The organism is Pseudomonas fluorescens group sp. PF-69 (genome assembly GCF_054481235.1).
The window spans coordinates 4,377,101-4,392,423 of record NZ_JBTMNC010000001.1; the positions used below are offsets into that span (position 1 = coordinate 4,377,101).

At 56.3% G+C, this 15,323-nt stretch carries 17 protein-coding genes; 9 read left to right on the plus strand and 8 right to left on the minus strand.

Annotated elements, in window-relative coordinates; all coding sequences use genetic code 11:
- Positions 1 to 27: 27 nt before the first annotated feature.
- From ACX3YF_RS20640 to ACX3YF_RS20660, 5 genes are all read right to left on the minus strand, one after another.
- The gene (locus ACX3YF_RS20640; protein WP_196586582.1) at positions 28 to 801 is read right to left on the minus strand and encodes an SDR family oxidoreductase; all 774 of its coding nucleotides are present in this window, start codon (positions 799 to 801) and stop codon (positions 28 to 30) included.
- 502 nt (positions 802 to 1,303) lie between these two features.
- Positions 1,304 to 1,906, minus strand: coding sequence for a protocatechuate 3,4-dioxygenase subunit alpha (pcaG, locus tag ACX3YF_RS20645; protein ID WP_103404972.1), 603 nt, complete (start codon positions 1,904 to 1,906; stop codon positions 1,304 to 1,306).
- Between the two features lie 12 nt (positions 1,907 to 1,918).
- Entirely contained in the window at positions 1,919 to 2,638 is a 720-nt protein-coding gene (gene pcaH / locus ACX3YF_RS20650) for a protocatechuate 3,4-dioxygenase subunit beta (protein ID WP_047530324.1), read from the minus strand.
- 126 nt (positions 2,639 to 2,764) lie between these two features.
- On the minus strand, positions 2,765 to 3,694 hold the full coding sequence (gene pcaQ / locus ACX3YF_RS20655) for a pca operon transcription factor PcaQ (RefSeq protein ID WP_047530322.1): 930 nt from the start codon (positions 3,692 to 3,694) through the stop codon (positions 2,765 to 2,767).
- A 186-nt stretch (positions 3,695 to 3,880) separates the two neighbouring features.
- Positions 3,881 to 4,804: a LysR family transcriptional regulator gene (locus tag ACX3YF_RS20660; protein ID WP_196586584.1), complete on the minus strand. Its 924-nt coding sequence runs from the start codon at positions 4,802 to 4,804 to the stop codon at positions 3,881 to 3,883.
- A gap of 134 nt (positions 4,805 to 4,938) precedes the next feature.
- Here ACX3YF_RS20660 and ACX3YF_RS20665 point away from each other — a divergent pair, with 134 nt between their 5' ends.
- The 4 genes from ACX3YF_RS20665 to arsN2 all read left to right on the plus strand — a co-directional run bounded on the left by ACX3YF_RS20665 (position 4,939) and on the right by arsN2 (position 9,394).
- Positions 4,939 to 6,252: an MFS transporter gene (locus ACX3YF_RS20665; RefSeq protein WP_458974854.1), complete on the plus strand. Its 1,314-nt coding sequence runs from the start codon at positions 4,939 to 4,941 to the stop codon at positions 6,250 to 6,252.
- A gap of 67 nt (positions 6,253 to 6,319) precedes the next feature.
- Positions 6,320 to 7,078 (plus strand): creatininase family protein, encoded by a 759-nt coding sequence (locus tag ACX3YF_RS20670; protein WP_204149835.1) that lies wholly within the window; start codon positions 6,320 to 6,322, stop codon positions 7,076 to 7,078.
- A 513-nt stretch (positions 7,079 to 7,591) separates the two neighbouring features.
- Complete coding sequence (locus ACX3YF_RS20675; RefSeq protein ID WP_204149834.1) at positions 7,592 to 8,692, plus strand: acyltransferase family protein; 1,101 nt, start codon at positions 7,592 to 7,594, stop codon at positions 8,690 to 8,692.
- 234 nt (positions 8,693 to 8,926) lie between these two features.
- Positions 8,927 to 9,394, plus strand: a complete 468-nt coding sequence (gene arsN2 / locus ACX3YF_RS20680; protein WP_458944886.1) for an arsenic resistance N-acetyltransferase ArsN2 — start codon at positions 8,927 to 8,929, stop codon at positions 9,392 to 9,394.
- Positions 9,395 to 9,496: 102 nt separating this feature from the next.
- Here the strand turns inward: arsN2 and ACX3YF_RS20685 are convergent, their stop codons facing one another.
- On the minus strand, positions 9,497 to 10,384 hold the full coding sequence (locus tag ACX3YF_RS20685) for a LysR substrate-binding domain-containing protein (protein WP_458974178.1): 888 nt from the start codon (positions 10,382 to 10,384) through the stop codon (positions 9,497 to 9,499).
- Between the two features lie 108 nt (positions 10,385 to 10,492).
- Here ACX3YF_RS20685 and ACX3YF_RS20690 point away from each other — a divergent pair, with 108 nt between their 5' ends.
- From ACX3YF_RS20690 to ACX3YF_RS20710, 5 genes are all read left to right on the plus strand, one after another.
- Positions 10,493 to 10,828 (plus strand): carboxymuconolactone decarboxylase family protein, encoded by a 336-nt coding sequence (locus tag ACX3YF_RS20690; RefSeq protein WP_130211565.1) that lies wholly within the window; start codon positions 10,493 to 10,495, stop codon positions 10,826 to 10,828.
- A gap of 6 nt (positions 10,829 to 10,834) precedes the next feature.
- A complete protein-coding gene (locus ACX3YF_RS20695; protein ID WP_130211564.1) occupies positions 10,835 to 11,209 on the plus strand; it encodes a tautomerase family protein in 375 nt (124 codons plus the stop codon).
- 110 nt (positions 11,210 to 11,319) lie between these two features.
- Positions 11,320 to 11,649 carry a DHCW motif cupin fold protein gene (locus tag ACX3YF_RS20700; protein WP_233674016.1) on the plus strand — a complete coding sequence of 110 codons (330 nt, stop codon included), beginning with the start codon at positions 11,320 to 11,322 and terminating at the stop codon, positions 11,647 to 11,649.
- A gap of 223 nt (positions 11,650 to 11,872) precedes the next feature.
- Positions 11,873 to 12,265 carry a VOC family protein gene (locus ACX3YF_RS20705; RefSeq protein ID WP_458944888.1) on the plus strand — a complete coding sequence of 131 codons (393 nt, stop codon included), beginning with the start codon at positions 11,873 to 11,875 and terminating at the stop codon, positions 12,263 to 12,265.
- Positions 12,266 to 12,361: 96 nt separating this feature from the next.
- Positions 12,362 to 13,234, plus strand: a complete 873-nt coding sequence (locus ACX3YF_RS20710) for a transposase (RefSeq protein ID WP_130211561.1) — start codon at positions 12,362 to 12,364, stop codon at positions 13,232 to 13,234.
- A gap of 351 nt (positions 13,235 to 13,585) precedes the next feature.
- On the opposite strand, the gene ACX3YF_RS20715 is transcribed toward ACX3YF_RS20710, so the two are convergent.
- Positions 13,586 to 14,260, minus strand: a complete 675-nt coding sequence (locus ACX3YF_RS20715) for a hypothetical protein (RefSeq protein ID WP_458974179.1) — start codon at positions 14,258 to 14,260, stop codon at positions 13,586 to 13,588.
- 190 nt (positions 14,261 to 14,450) lie between these two features.
- Positions 14,451 to 15,314 (minus strand): LysR substrate-binding domain-containing protein, encoded by an 864-nt coding sequence (locus ACX3YF_RS20720; protein WP_130211560.1) that lies wholly within the window; start codon positions 15,312 to 15,314, stop codon positions 14,451 to 14,453.
- Positions 15,315 to 15,323 lie beyond the last annotated feature (9 nt).

The following is a 15,323-nucleotide window of genomic DNA, read 5'->3' on the forward strand; positions in this document are numbered from 1 at the left end:
CACGGGGTGCAACCGCTTTATCGCTCGTCACTTGGTGGTATAGCCGCCATTGATCAGAATCGTCTGGCCCGTCACCCACCAGCCTTCACCGACCAGATTCCGAATGAACGGGACCACATCTTCAATATCGGTCAGGCCGGTGCGCGAGAAAGGCGACAGCGCCGCAGCGCTCTTGTGATAGTTGACGGCATCCTCGCCCTCGGCGGGGTAGAAAAAGGGCGTATCCATGGGGCCTGGGCCCACTGCAGTCACCGAAATGCCACGAGGTCCCAGCTCTTTCGCCGCCGCCCGAGTGAACTGTTCCACGGGCGCTTTGCTGCCGGCATACGCCGCATAGAACGGCGTGAACGCCCCGAGCAATGAGGTGACGATCGTGCAGATCTTGCCGTTGTCGTTCAGATGCTTGCCGGCTTCCTTGATAAAAAAGAAGGCGGTCTTGGCGTTGACCGCCATCATCTCGTCGTACTCCGCCTCGCTGATCTCAGCCATCGGCTTCTTCAACACCTTGCCGACCGTGTTGATCGCAATATCCGGTCGTCCCACTGCCAGCACTGCATCGTTGAACAGCTTTTCCACGGCACCGGCGGTGGTCAGGTCGGCCTGCAAGGCCACGGCCTTGGCCCCAAGGGCTTCAATGGCGGCTACGGTGGCGTGCGCATCGGCCTCACTGGAAGGGCTGTTGTAATGCACGACCACCGCCTTGGCGCCATGCCCGGCCAGGTCGCGGGCGATCAACCCTCCGAGGTTTTTTGCGCCTCCGGCGATCAGTACGACTTTGCCGTTGATTGAATGATTCGGCATCGCAACGCTCCTTGAGCTGAGAAAGGTGTGACCCAGTCTAGAGCGGCGATCGGCAAAGATAAGCAGGGACGGGCTGGATGCACTGTTCAGTATTGCCAGCCAATCACGACGTCATGCGGACACGCGTTCAACGATCAACCGTCAGGTTGCCTGTAAAGACCGTCATTGCACGTTGCTACGTGAAGACAGAATCGGCCAATGGTTGACGCTTACTTTAATGAATGAACTGCACCGGTCTGGGTGATCAGGACCACGACGATCATTCCTGCCAGGCCCATCAGGCACCCAATGCCGACAGCGTAGGCAATCGTGCACCACGGTTGCCAACGGGCCTAAAAGTACAGGTACTTTGTTTCGCGCGATACTGAATTGAATGGCTCGCATCGCTGGCTTCGAGAAGTCGCCAGGGCCGGTCGCTTTACCCAGCGTCGGGGGGAGGGTCTTGACGGGCACAGATAGCCTCCCGCAGAGGGGAGGCCGTTTCTACACGGTGCCTGCGTCGTCAGAAGTCGAAGAACACGGTTTCCGCTTCACCTTGAACGTGAATGTCGAAGCGGTAGGCCAGCTTTCCGTCAACCGTGCAGCGCCTGGCAATCAGCGATTCGCGCCGCTGGGGTTGTTCGATCAGATTCAGTACGGGGTCCACGGCATTCGCCTGGGCTTCGTCGTCGAAGTACAGTCGGGTCTGCAAGTGGATGTTGATACCCCGGGCAAACAGCGACACGTTGATGTGCGAGGCCATGGCAACGCCCGCGGCGTTTTTCACCACGCCGGGTTTGACGGTGTTGATCGTCCATTCACCGACATCGGTCGTGGCGGTACGGCCAAAACAGTTGAACGGTTTTTCCAGGTCGTAAGCGCTGTCATAGACGCCATCGTGATTGGCCTGCCAGAACTCCAGGAACGCGTCACGAATCAGGTGGCCGTTACCGTCATAGACGTGGCCCAGCAGCAAAATGTGTTCACCTGGCGCGCCAGGCTTGGCCATGTCGTTCCAGATTTCCTGTTCGCGCGGTGCATTGCCGGCAGCCTCCAGGGCCAGGCCGATGTGCACATAGGGGCCGGCTGTTTGCGACGGGGTTTCAGGCAGAAGTTGAACGGGCATACGCAGGCCTCCTCAGCGGTTTTCGAAGTGGGTCTTGCGCTGGCCGCGCAGGACGATATCAAAACGATAAGCCAGGCAATCCATCGGATTGGCCATGCTCATGTCCAGTCTGGCGATCAAGCTTTGCACCGCTTCATGATTCGAGATCGATTTGACGATCGGGCACATGGGGATCAGCGGATCACCTTCGAAATACAGCTGGGTAATCAACCGCGTCGCAATGGACGGGCCACTGATGGAGACGTGGATATGGGCTGGCCGCCAGTCGTTGGGGCCGTTGCGCCAAGGGTAGGGACCGGGTTTGACGGTACGGAAGCTGTAGTTGCCATCGCGGTCGGTCAGCGCACGGCCGACACCGCCGAAATTCGGATCGAGCGGGGCCAGGTAGCTGTCCTTCTTGTGCCGGTAACGGCCACCGGCATTGGCTTGCCACATTTCCACCAGGGTATGGGGAATCGGCTTGCCGTGCTGATCACACACGCGACCGGCGACAATGATGCGTTCGCCAATGGGCAGGCCACCGTGATTGAAGTTCAACAGCAGATCGTTATCGTGCTGTCCCATTTTCAAATGGGAAAAGTCCGGGCCGCTGGTTTCCGACAGGGATTGGGGAATGCTCACCAATGCCTGGCGCGGGGAGCGCAGGATCGACGTCTTGTAGTCGGGGGTCAGGGCCTTTGGATGCCAGTTACGGTCACGAATGACGAAGCGGCTGTCGTGCGCATCAGACATGTCGTTTTTCCTGTTGTTATGGTTGGACGGAGGCGGGCACTGCGTGGCAGTGACTCGTGACCGCAGTTTCCTCCTGCGCGACCTGATACAAAATTGAAAAAAACGACTCTATCCATATCCAAATGGTTATGGATATTGTCCTTCGCGATATTCCTGGCCGATCTCGCGCAGGGCTTCCACGCACCACTGCGCCGCTGGCGTCACGGGTAATGCAGGATTGGTGCACAGCCCCACCGAACCGCCCGGTTCGCGCATGCCCAGGTCCAGCTCCACCAACTCACCTTGCCTCAAGTCCTGCCTGACCGCGTCATGGGGCGCCACCCAGATCGCCTGACTGCATTGCACGTAGCGCCGACTCAGGGCGACCGAGAGGGTTTCCAGGCGTTGGCGCGACGGCGTTATCCCGTGCTGCACAAACAGGCTGTCGGCGAATTTGCGGATCGTCGTTCCCGCCGACGGCAAGACCAGCGGATAGTCTTCGAGATTTTTATGCCCCTGTGGAGCGGTGAGCGCCGGGTGACCGGCACGCACCACCAGGGTCATCGACTCGCTGTAGAGATGCTCGAACGTCAGTCCGGAAATCAACGGGCTATCGGTCATTCGACCCACCACCAGGTCCAGTTCGCCGACCCGCAATTGCGACAGCAAATAGGCACTGGGCCCGGTCATGACACTGACCACCAGGGCAGGGTGTCGGTCGTGCAGGCGGCAGACCACTTCAGGAACCAGCAGGCTTTCGACGGTGGACAGCACGCCGAGCTGCACGGTAATCGGCTCATGCACACCGGAACGCAGACTGTTGACCCCCTCGCGCAGCGATTGCACGCTCGGCCCGGCGTAGCGCAGAAAGGCCGCACCGGCCTCGGTCAGCGTCGAGCCCTTTTTGCCCCGCTCGAATAGGGTGGCCTCCAGCAGGGTTTCCAGTTCCTTCAGGGTTTTGGAAAGCGCCGGCTGGCTGATCGCCAGCTTGTCGGCAGCACGTGCCAGGCTGCCCTGGCGCGCCACTTCGAGAAAACACACCAGATGACGGAATTTGATTCGGGTATCGATGTTCAATCAGGTGTTCTGCCTTGGTGGTGTGGCAAGCATTCTTGCGGGTGCCTGCGGCTGATAATGGGACGGTTAGCGGGCGGCGTGGCCGACCTGGAAAGCGGCTCGAACCGCGATCAGACGAAGCTTATTGCAAAATGAATCGCTTGAACCAACGGTACGTCAATCAAGCGCGTGTCATGGCCGACCGCGTCACACCTCTTCACCCGGCGTAAACATCGGCAAGCGTTGCAGCATCCAGTTGAGCAGCTCTTGGGCGGGGGCGGCCAGGGGGCGGCCGGACTTGACCAACAGTTTTGCCTCGACGCCGAGAAAGATCGGGTGGTCGATGGGGACCGCCGCCAGGCTGCCCTTGGCAATTTCCCGATAGGCCGCGAACTCTCCCAGCAACGAAGCGAAATCTCCCGCAGCGATCAGGCGCTTGAGGGCTGCCAGGGAGTTGCTGACCAGCGCCGGGCGGATCTCGATTTTCTCCGCATACTCGAGCATTTTTATCGCATGACCGATGCCGAACGTGGTGGGCGTCAAGACCAGTTGGCAGGCGAGCAGGTCTTCGACGGTGGCCGCACGACCGTTCAAGGCCAGTGGATGATCGGGGCGCACCAGCAGCATGACGGGCTGGGATGAGGTTGCACGAAAATCGATCTGCGCGTGTAGCGGCGGATTATAGGCAAGGCCGATATGCGCGCGGTTTTCTGCCACTTCGTTCATCACGTCATCGACGGGAAGAATGTCCAGGGTGACATCGAGCTTCGGGTACTGCTTGCAGAACGGCGCGAGCACGTTGTCGACCAGGGCATCGACATAACCCTCACTGATCACCACACGCACATGACCTTGCTGCAGGCCCTTGATCGCTTGTAACTGGTCTTCGAGCTTTTCCTGGTGAGATCGGTAGCCACGCCAGAACTCCAGCAGGTGCGCGGCGGCCTCGGTCGGTTGGACACCGCGGGCCTGCCGTTCGAAAAGCCTCGCGCCTAACTCCTCCTCCAGCAACTTGATCTGCCGGGTGATCACGGAAGGGGACGTATTGATGCTGTCTGCCGCACCTCGAATCGAGCCGTGGACCAGCACCTCATGAAAATACCGAAGCCGTTGTTGATTGATCTCGCGCATGTCGGGCATCCCTGAAAGCTGTGTTGCCTATAGAGCAACGGTACGCGAACTTAGTTGCTCTTGCTGGGTTTTTGTCGTCCGGGCACCATCCGTTGGCACCACCACTGGCCAACAAGAATAAATGGGAGACCCGTATGTCAGCCTTTGCACCGACGGCAAGAAGTGGCGCCCTGAATGCGCTTTACCGCAAGCTCAACTGGCGGCTGCTGCCGCTGTTGTTCATTTGCTATGTGTTCGCCTATCTGGACCGCATCAATGTCGGCTTCGCCAAGCTGCAGATGCAAAGTGATCTCGGGCTTTCCGACGCGGCTTATGGCGCAGGGGCAGGGATATTTTTTCTGGGGTATGTGTTGTTTGAACTGCCCAGCAACCTGATGCTTCCCCGGGTGGGTGCGCGCAAGACGTTCAGTCGCATTCTGGTGTTATGGGGCATCACCTCGGCCTGCATGCTGTTTGTCCGTGACGTGCCGACGTTCTACCTGATGCGTTTCCTGCTGGGGGTATTCGAAGCGGGTTTCGCGCCGGGGATGATCTATTACCTGTCTTGCTGGTACGGTCCGACACGTATGGCCCGCGCGATTGCCATCGTGTTCATCGCCGGGCCCATCGGCGGCATAGTCGGTGGTCCGCTTTCCGCCTGGCTGATGACCACGCTTTCCGGCGTTGGCGGTATGGCCGGCTGGCAGTGGATGTTTCTGATTGAAGGCCTTCCGTGCGTGTTGCTCGGTATCCTGACCTTCTTTGTCCTGTCCAATCGGCCCTCGGACGCCAACTGGCTGAGTTCCGAAGAAAAGAAGCTGCTGGAGGCAGAGCTGGGTACATCAGCGGGGCAAGTCCATTCGTTCAGGGCCGTTTTGCGCGACCCGAAAACTTACGTCCTGGCATCGGCTTACTTCTGCATCATTTTCTCGATCTACGCCATGAGCTTCTGGCTGCCGGCCATCCTCAGGGCCCAGGGTGTTGATGACACGCTGCGATTGGGTTGGTATTCCTCCATTCCTTATGTCGGGGCTGCAATCGGCATGTATCTGATAGGGCGCCGCTCGGATCGCGTCGGCGAAAGGCGTTACCACTGTGCAGTGCCTGCGGGCATCGGGGCGGTTCTGCTCCTGGCATTTCCATTTGCGCAAGGGCATTTGATGGTATCGCTGGGGCTGCTGACCGGGGCCACAACCACGATTTTCATGGCGTACACCGTGTTCTGGGCCATGCCCTCCGAACACATCAAGGGCGAAGCCGCGGCGGGCGGCATCGCCTTCATCAACACCATCGGCCTGTGCGGTGGCTTCTGGGGGCCTGCGGTCATTGGTTGGGCCAAAACGGCCACCGGCACCATGAACCTGGGCATCGTTGCCGTTGGCTGCGCATCACTTTGCGCAGCAATGGTCATCACTCGCAGCCGATCGCTATCGGGTGAACACTCTGCACCTCAATACAGCTCTGTGTGATCAGCGAACTGCAACTTCAACTGAATCGTCGTGTTCCGCAAGGAACCTTGCAATGGAGAGAACTCAAATGCTTTTACACCTGTCGACCTGGGCCGAAATCGGCGAATTCCTGCAACGCAGTCGTACCATCGTTGTTCCGATCGGTTCGAATGAACAACACGGTCCTACGGGCCTATTGGGCACCGACTGGATGTGCCCGGAAATCATTGCGCACGAAGCCCAGAAATCAGCGGACATACTGATTGCTCCGACCTTCAACATTGGCATGGCCCAACACCATCTGGGTTTTCCGGGCACCATTTCACTGCGTCCCTCAACCTTCATCGCCGCCATCGGCGATTGGGTGCGGTCGCTGGCCGCGCACGGCTTCGAGAAAATCCTCTTCCTCAATGGTCACGGCGGCAATGTCGCCTCGATTGAAGCGGCATTCTCCGAGCTTTACGCCGAGGCGAGCTTCGCACGACGTCCGGCGGGGTTTGCGCTGAAGCTGTGCAACTGGTGGGACCTGGAAGGTATTGGCGAGCTGGCACGGGAGCAGTTTCCAACGGGCCATGGCGTGCATGCCACCCCGTCGGAAATTGCCGTGACTCAATGGGCGTACCCGGACGCGATCAAATCGGCCGAGTATTCGCCGCAGATCGCGGCGTGGGGCCCCATCCGCGAAGCGCAAGACTTCCGCGCACGTCATCCGGATGGTCGCATGGGTTCGGACCCGGCCCAGGCAACAGCGGAAAAAGGTCGCGCGCTGGTGATGATGGCAGCCAAGGGCCTGGTGCAGGAACTGGACGCCTTCAGCCGGGAGTCGACCCCCGACGGCAATCGCTGAGGCCCGTCATCGAGGCCAGCTGACGCGGATTCATTGGCTGGTCAAACGAGTTCGTGGTTTCACTTGATCAATATCAGCAAGTCGACCTGCAACCCGGCAGGCATTTTCTGAGTGATTGAAAGTTGTTGCGGATCGAGGGTTCGATAGCACTCGTCAATCGGCACTTAAATTGATGTATGTAACCGGGAGATTATTATTGGCCGGTTGTTGTCCGTCCCGAAGGGCAGTAATCGAGCCAAAGTAGTCAACTAAATCGCGCCAGATCTTTGGCATTTTTTTGTTCTGGTTGGGGATAGATGCATAGGCCAGGAATAGAGGAAAAGTGTGTGTCGGAGTGGGGCCGGTCATCGGCCAGGATTGCGAATATGTAACATGTCTTTTTTTTCATGTTCAGCAGTCGCGTTGAGGCGACGTCTACACTCAGTCCTTATCGGACACATCTACCACAACTGGCAAATTTGCCAGGATGGTTATCGGGTCCTGCCACCGCGCACAAATTCCGAGAGCCTTTCAATGAAACTGAATTACGCTCTGCTCAGGGACAATAACAATGCGGATTTGCTGCGCCTCGTCGCTGCATGTGCGGTCATCTGGGGGCATGCTTACGCTCTCGTTCCTGGGGCCGCGACGACAGAGCCTATCGGGGGTTTGCTTGGATTTGACTATTCGGGATCGCTGGCCGTTGAATTCTTCTTTTTCTTAAGCGGTATTCTTGTAACGAATAGCTGGATAAACAATAGTTCACCGCTTAATTTTATACTGGCACGGTTTTTTCGGGTGTTCCCAGCCATCCTGGTTAGTGCGGCCGCTTGTGTCTTACTGCTTGGACCGATGCTCACCACACTACCGTTGAACAGTTATTTTGCTGATAGTGCCATTTTTTCAGAAATATTCCGGCACCCCTATATCCAATACTCATTGCCTGGCGTGTTTGAAAATAGCAACTTCCCGCTGACCAACGGATCAATTTGGACAATCCGATATGAGCTTATTATGTACGCCATGTTGCTGGCAGCAGGGCTCTGTGGGGTATTCCGTCATAGGCTCTTCGCGACGTTGGTTCTCATCGCAATTCTTGTTACTTCAATGTTTTTCCCGGAAGAAATTCAACTGATTGGTCTGATGAACATAGATATTGGTGGGCGTCTCCCGGCCTTTTTTGCTTTTGGTGCTCTCCTTGCGCTTTATAAAGACCAGGCAAGTATCAATATCCGTGTGGTTTCCGGCTTAATCCTCTTTGCTTGGATATTTCGGCATGGATCGGCGTTCCAGTTTGTGTTTTATCCGGCATTTTTGATGACTGCGCTTTGGCTGATGACCACCGACCCCATCAAGGCATTGCGGCTTCCAGGCGACTTTTCGTATGGTGTGTATGTCTTCGGATGGCCAATACAAAAGGTTATAGCCGCCGAATTCCCTAATTTCAGCATTCATGCAAATCAGGCTGTTACGATCGCCGTTTCTCTTGCGTTGGCCAGTATTTCCTGGTTCGTAATTGAAAAACCCTGTATCCGATTTGGACGCCAGTTAGGTCGGTATTTTGCAGCGCATAGCAGCAGTCGAGAAGCCAATTCAGAGGCGACGCTAGCGACTGAACGCAGCCCCAGCGAATAACTACTGGCATGTGAGTTGTAACTGCGCCAAGAGGAGGGCGGGATTATGTTTCCTTCAGGGAGCATTCTCTGGGCGGAGTGCTTGGGCGGATGTCCGCTCCTGGCCGATTTCTGTCTGTCATGACTGGCAGAAATCGCCCCCAAAGGGTCCAATACCGTGTCGACCGGCAACAAGGCCAAAAACGGCTAAGTCTGCTAGCGTTGAGTGCTTTGGGAGCTATAGAAGGCACTGATAATGCAGATGTTTAAAATCGAGGCGAACGGATTGAGTCAGCTCCGTGAGGCTCTGAGTCAAGCCGCATTGCCCTTTGATGATTTAAGCGAACCGGGTAGGCAGTTTTTCCGTTTTGAGATGGACGGAAAATGGATCGCGTACGGCGGGTTGGAGGGTTCTGGTCAAGACATGCTGCTTCGCTCACTAATCGTTAGTGATTCGCATCGTGGGAAAGGGCTTGGCAAAGCTGTGCTTTCAGAGCTGGAACAATATGCTGCCTTCCAGGGGGTGCTTCGGTTGCACTTGTTAACTCAAAGTGCGACTGGATTTTTTACAGCCAACGGGTATGAAATTTTCGATAGGGGTGAAGCGCCGGTCGCTATCAGTCAAACCGTCCAATTCAAGCATTTGTGTCCTGCATCGGCAACCTATCTACGAAAGTCGTTAGCTGCCGCGGTTGTTACGGAGCAGTTCGCCGGTTCGCGCTAATGGACGGAATCCGTCAGTCCGCATTTGGCCGATTTCTGTCTGTGGCGACCGGCTGAAAAAGACCTTGGCCGTCATTCGAGCTGAACCCTTGGGTGCCTTCGATTATTTCGTAATCGTGAAACGATACGCCTGTTCTTGCAGGCTCGTTTTGATTAGTGCGGCCAATTGTTGGGCCGCTGGTGTTGGGTCGTCGCCATTGCTGTGAAGCACATAGCCGAGGCTTGGCACGGGGGGTAAGCCAGAAACAACGGTGAGATGGTTCGGCAGCCCGATGCGGGTTCGCAGCGTCAGGCCCAATCCGGCGGCGACGGCCGCCCAGATACCGCCGACGCTGGGGCTGGTCAGGGCGATCCGCCAAGGTATTTGCGCGGCATCCAGCGCCTGGGTGGCCGCGCTGCGTAATACGCAAGGCGCGTCGAACATGATCAATGGCAACGATGAGTCATCAAGGGCCGCCAGCAATGGCATATCGCGGGCCCCGATCCAGTGCATTTGTGTTTCGCCCAGACGTGTGGCGTAGGGCGACAGGTGCCCGGTGTCCCAGGTCAGGGCCAGGTCCAGATCGGCGCTTTCGACCAGAGCAAGCAGTTCGGCGTTACGGGCGATCCTGACTTCGAGATTCACCCTCGGGTAAGTCTGGACGAAGCGTCGCAGGATATCGCTCAGGAAATGTTCCCCAAAGTCCTCTTGAAGCCCGAGGCGTACGGTCCCGGCGGTTTGGCTTTCATGCAGGGTCTGGAAAATGCCGTCGTTCAGTTCCAGCAACCGGCGGGCATGGCTGAGCAGTGTTTCTCCCGTGGGGGTCAAGACCAGTCCGCGACCGGATTTGGTCAGTACCGGCGTGCCGACCTGCTCCTCGAGTTTTTTCAATTGAGCGCTGACGGCAGACGTCGACCGACCGAGACGATCCGCCGCCTTGGCAAAACTGTTGAACTCCACGCCGGTGACGAAGGTGCGCAATACGTCAAGATCGAAGGTTGGGCGGCGCATTCAATGGTCCACTAATTCGGGATGATGGGTGCTATTAAATCTGATATTCGGAATTGTCGCGACTTGATAGGTTTCCCCCGTCAATTGGGACATCAGGGGAAAAACATCATGAGTGCATCAATGGTCACGGGGCGGGAGCACCAGAACAGCTACCCGCAGAAGTTTACCGAGCTGACCGACAACATATTGTTTGGCGACATGTGGACGCGTACGCAATTGAAGCCCCGTGAACGCAGCCTGGCGACGGTGGCCGCGCTGGTGGCGATGTACCGTCTGGAGCAACTGCCATTTCATTTGAAACGTGCATTGGATAACGGCGTGTGTGTTGACGAACTGGCCGAAGTCATAACCCATCTGGCGTTTTATTCAGGTTGGCCGACAGCCGCCTCGGCGCTGAATTTGCTCAGTGAGCTACAGGCTTGCCTTCCAATACGTCAGGAGTAATCGTTGATGCCGTTTGCACGAATTTCACTGCACCGCGGGAAGTCGGTCGAGTATTTACAGGCGTTGTCTGAGGGTTTACACGACGCCTTGGTCGAGAGCTTCGAAGTGCCGAAGACTGATCGCTTCCAGGCCATTCACCAACATGAGATCGGCGAGCTCATATTTGATCCCCACTACTTGGGTGGGCCGCGTAGCCATGATTTTGTGCTAATCGCGATTACCGCAGGCCGTCCTCGAAGTATTGAGACCAAGCAGCGTTTTTACCGCGATCTGGTCGAGAAATTGGGGCGGGCGACGGGACTGAACGCGGAGGATGTCATGGTGGTGATTTCCACTACGGCCGGCGATGAGTGGTCGTTTGGAGGAGGGCGGGGCAACTAGCCTTCGGGTTTGTGCAGCGCCTGTATCCCATAAATGCGGGTCGTCTGTGTCTATCGGCACCATCGCCAGATTGATACGGTCGGCATTTATTGTATTTCGATGAGGTAACCATGGATCTTACTGCAATCCCATTCGGTACCACCGATTGGTTAACGATAGAGCCGGTGACGCATGCCGGCCAGACAGGCACAGCCTATTGGCGTACCTGCCAGTTTGGTTCAGCGCGTGTGCGGATGGTCGAGTACAGCCCTGGATATTTGGCCGATCATTGGTGTTGGAGGGGGCACATCCTGTTGTGCCTGGAGGGTCAGTTGCACACAGAACTGGAAGATGGTCGTCAGTTCACGCTGACACCGGGCATGAGTTATCAGGTGGGTAACAATGCTGAGGGACATCGGTCATTCACCACCACCGGGGCGAAGTTGTTCATTGTGGATTAGTCGTGGTGGGCGGACCTGCATAGCGCGCCTACACAATCCGTTTGTGGCCCGTGCAGCCGCAATCATGGGGTCTGAAATATACGTGTGCGAATGACTGCTTCTGGCCCAGTGTGTATAAAAACAGCTTCCAAGACCGACGGCGTATGTTTCAGGCCAGGAGTTGATAACAGCCTGAAAATTCTTGGTATGGTGCGAGAAGGCTTCCTCTTTTCAGGACAAAAAAATGATTTCACATGTATTCATCGGAGTGAATGACTTCAATCGAGCGCTTGTGTTTTATCAAGGGGTCATGCAGATACTCGGACTTGATCTCAAGTTCACAGACATTGAGCGCCCATGGGCGGGCTGGAAACACCCCGACACTGCACGTCCTCTTTTCGTGGTGGGCAAACCGTTCGACGGCGAATCTGCGATGCTAGGAAATGGGCAAATGATTGCTCTGCTGGCACCTAATCGACAGATCGTACACAACGCCCATGCCTTGGCGTTGGCATTGGATGGAACATGCGAAGGCGCTCCGGGCCTGCGACCCGAATACCACCCGAATTTTTATGGGGCGTACTTTCGAGACCCTGAAGGAAACAAGCTTTGCGTCTGCTGTCACGATCCGGAGTAGATCAAGTGTAGGATCTGTTTTTGGCTGAAATCGTGAACAAAACATTGTCGAGAACCCTTGCTTTGATCCTTGAGGATTTCATCTCAAGGATCGCCCATGAAGCGCTTTATCCAAGATGAACATCGAGGCCAAGGCACCTCGCTTCCCGAGAGCCTCGACGACTACGTCAGCGATACCAATCCGCTGCGCGTAGTCGACGTCTTTGTCGACGAACTCGACCTGGTCAATCTGGGCTTTGAAGGTGCCATTCCAGCCGAAACTGGCCGGCCTGCTGACCACCCCGCGATCTTGCTGAAGATCTACATCAACGGCTATCTCAACCGCATCCCGTCGAGCCGACGTTTGGAGCGAGAAGCCCAGCGCAACGTCGAACTGATGTGGCTGACCGGGCGTTTGATGCCGGATTTCAAGACCATCGCCAACTTCCGAAAAAACAACAGCAAGGCCATCCAAGGCGTCTGTCGCCAGTTCGTTGTGCTGTGCCAGCAGTTGGGATTATTCAGAGAAAATCTGGTCGCGATCGATGGCAGTCAGTTCAAAGCAGTCAACAACCGCGACCGCAATTTCACCAGCGCCAAACTGAAACGGCGCATGGAAGAAATTGAATCGAGTATCAATCGTTACCTGGCGGAACTCGATGCTGCCGATCGGCAAGAACCCACAGCTTCCGAACCCAGTGCCGGGCGGCTGGAAGAAAAAATCGCCAAGCTCAAAACTCAAATGAAGGAGCTTCAGGGGGAGGAGATGCAGCTTCGGCTGAACAATGCACCAGAGATGATGCGCGTCCGAAAACGGACGGTTGAGCATCCCTTCGCGACGCTCAAACAATGGATGGGTGCAACGCACTTCCTGACGCGAAAGCTGGCCGGGGTGAGCGCGGAGATGAGCTTGAATGTGCTCGCCTGCAACTTGGAACGGGTCATGAAAATCATCGGTGCCAACGGTTTAATGAAGGCGCTGTCGGCATAAAAAAGGCTGATTTTGGCCCATCCCAAGGCTGTAAAAACAACGTTACGTGTTCCAAGTCGCGACCGATGCGACTCGGAGCATTGACCGTGCGATCGCTCAGCCAACGAACGTCAATGATCCAAGGCGACCAGGTTATGAGCGTTTTTACACACTCTGGGCCAAAAACTGCCCTTCGCAACAGGTAGAAATCGGCCAGAAGCGGCCCTTTCCGGTCCGTCCTGACAGGCATAAACTCGCCAGCGTGCTTCGCTGCGACTCCAGATTTTTACGCTGAGTGGGTACCGATCGGGAATAGTTGGTGCCGATAGCTGGCGGTCTTTCAAGATTCGACTGCGACAGCCCGTAATCAACTTATGCAGAATCTGTCTTTGACGAATAACGGGAGCGTTTAGTGATGCTGCGCTCACGTAAAATCATCGCTGCCTCGTTCCACGAATTTCTTACACCTAAAAAATTGCAGCCTGGTGGGGCTGCGGCACCAGCTGGAAAAAATGGTATGCCAATGGACTTCAAGCGGGACTTGGCCTTGCTGCCCAACGCGACTACAAATGCCTGAGAAAGCAAATCCAACTGCGGTTTCAAGTAGCAATTAGTGCAAGCTCGCCAAGATGATGCCTTGACTGAGCCACCTTCCTTTGGTGCAGAACATAAGAGTGATTCTGTCATCCATGTTTTACGGAGCTGGCTGTCGAATGAGTCTTCAGGAAAGCAAAGATTCAAAATGTACCGAACATTGCGATGAAACAGGTCCGTTCCAAACTTCATGCATTGGTAGGTGTACTCCAGTGAGGTATCCATCGTTTCGTGCTTTTCTGCATCATGCGGATCGCCCGGTTCTGCAAACACAAGCACCAGTTCCACCTCCCCAAGGGTGTCAGTCGCTCCGAGAAAGCCACGAGGAACGTGCCCTTTGTCAGGTGCCCAAACGAGAGAGCTGCATGCGTCAGCAAAGTTTCTGCAAGGCGCATAGGCCGGTTCGATAATTGTCAGCAGTTCACTACAAGGCTTCATTTCACCACCGGGCATGGTGATTCAGGTGCGGTAACAAAGGGAGTAGTAAGGTTTATGTACTTACTCAAGCAGATCAAAGAATGGTCCGTGTCCAAAAAATTGGCCGATTGCAGCCTGTAGCCACCGTTAATAATCGGTCGCCTCCAGCCGGTCACGACAGACAGGGGACGCCCATAAGCAGTCATTCATGAGTGAGCGTTTTTGACTAAGCTGGGTTCGCTGCTTCTAGGTTGCTTATCAACCAATCGATGAAGAGTCGTGCACTGCTCTCACTATCGCGATGGGTCAGCAAGGCCCAGTTCGGGCCGCGAATGGTTTGCTCTACTAAGGGTCGCAATAATCCGTTGGCGCGTGCCTGCTGGCTTAGCAATTGGCTTACCAAGGCAATGCCGATGCCAGCACAGGCCGCGTCAAGTAGCAGACCTGGGTCGGAAAAATTCAGTCCTTGATCCATTTGTCCTACATCAATGCCCGATTCCACCGCCCAGTGATTCCAGTCCATTTCCCTCTCGCCATGCAGCGTGGTGCGCTGTTTCAACGGAACGTCCCATAGTCTCGGATGGCAGGCCGGGTAGAGGCGGTCGGCATGCAGCACCTTGAAGCTGCATTCGGCCTGCGAGCTGATGTCGTCGCGCACGGCGAGGTCAATCGTCTGGCTGACCATGTCCGGCACTTCATCGGTGCTGAAAATCCACAGATCGACCTGCGGATGCTGTTGCCGGAAATCCGCCAGACGCGGCAGCAGCCAATGCCGGGCGAACGCCGGCGTGGTGTTGAGCACCAGTTGATTGGGCTTCTGATATTGCCCGAGGCGACGGATACCGACCGCCAGTTGTTGCAGCATCGCTTGCGTGGTGCTGAGCAGATCGTGGCCGGCGTCGGTTAGTGCGACGCTGCGTCCGCTGCGAAAGAACAGCGGTTGTTCGAGGTACGCCTCGAGGCTGCGGATCTGCTGGCTGATCGCCGATTGGGTGAGGTGCAACTCATCGGCAGCCTTGTGGAAACTGCCAAGGCGAGCAGCCGCTTCGAAGCCGCGCAGGGAGCTGAGCGGCGGCCAGTGCTTGAGCATATCGATAAG

Coding starts and splice junctions, on each gene's coding strand:
- ACX3YF_RS20690 (WP_130211565.1), top strand. CDS start 10,493: ATGAGTGCATCAATGGTCACGGGGCGGGAGCACCAGAACAGCTACCCG.
- ACX3YF_RS20675 (WP_204149834.1), top strand. CDS start 7,592: ATGAAACTGAATTACGCTCTGCTCAGGGACAATAACAATGCGGATTTG.
- ACX3YF_RS20665 (WP_458974854.1), top strand. CDS start 4,939: ATGTCAGCCTTTGCACCGACGGCAAGAAGTGGCGCCCTGAATGCGCTT.
- ACX3YF_RS20705 (WP_458944888.1), top strand. CDS start 11,873: ATGATTTCACATGTATTCATCGGAGTGAATGACTTCAATCGAGCGCTT.
- pcaH (WP_047530324.1), bottom strand. CDS start 2,638: ATGTCTGATGCGCACGACAGCCGCTTCGTCATTCGTGACCGTAACTGG.
- ACX3YF_RS20715 (WP_458974179.1), bottom strand. CDS start 14,260: ATGCCCGGTGGTGAAATGAAGCCTTGTAGTGAACTGCTGACAATTATC.
- ACX3YF_RS20695 (WP_130211564.1), top strand. CDS start 10,835: ATGCCGTTTGCACGAATTTCACTGCACCGCGGGAAGTCGGTCGAGTAT.
- ACX3YF_RS20660 (WP_196586584.1), bottom strand. CDS start 4,804: ATGCGCGAGATCAATCAACAACGGCTTCGGTATTTTCATGAGGTGCTG.
- ACX3YF_RS20710 (WP_130211561.1), top strand. CDS start 12,362: ATGAAGCGCTTTATCCAAGATGAACATCGAGGCCAAGGCACCTCGCTT.
- ACX3YF_RS20670 (WP_204149835.1), top strand. CDS start 6,320: ATGCTTTTACACCTGTCGACCTGGGCCGAAATCGGCGAATTCCTGCAA.
- ACX3YF_RS20700 (WP_233674016.1), top strand. CDS start 11,320: ATGGATCTTACTGCAATCCCATTCGGTACCACCGATTGGTTAACGATA.
- ACX3YF_RS20685 (WP_458974178.1), bottom strand. CDS start 10,384: ATGCGCCGCCCAACCTTCGATCTTGACGTATTGCGCACCTTCGTCACC.
- pcaG (WP_103404972.1), bottom strand. CDS start 1,906: ATGCCCGTTCAACTTCTGCCTGAAACCCCGTCGCAAACAGCCGGCCCC.
- ACX3YF_RS20640 (WP_196586582.1), bottom strand. CDS start 801: ATGCCGAATCATTCAATCAACGGCAAAGTCGTACTGATCGCCGGAGGC.
- arsN2 (WP_458944886.1), top strand. CDS start 8,927: ATGCAGATGTTTAAAATCGAGGCGAACGGATTGAGTCAGCTCCGTGAG.
- ACX3YF_RS20720 (WP_130211560.1), bottom strand. CDS start 15,314: ATGCTCAAGCACTGGCCGCCGCTCAGCTCCCTGCGCGGCTTCGAAGCG.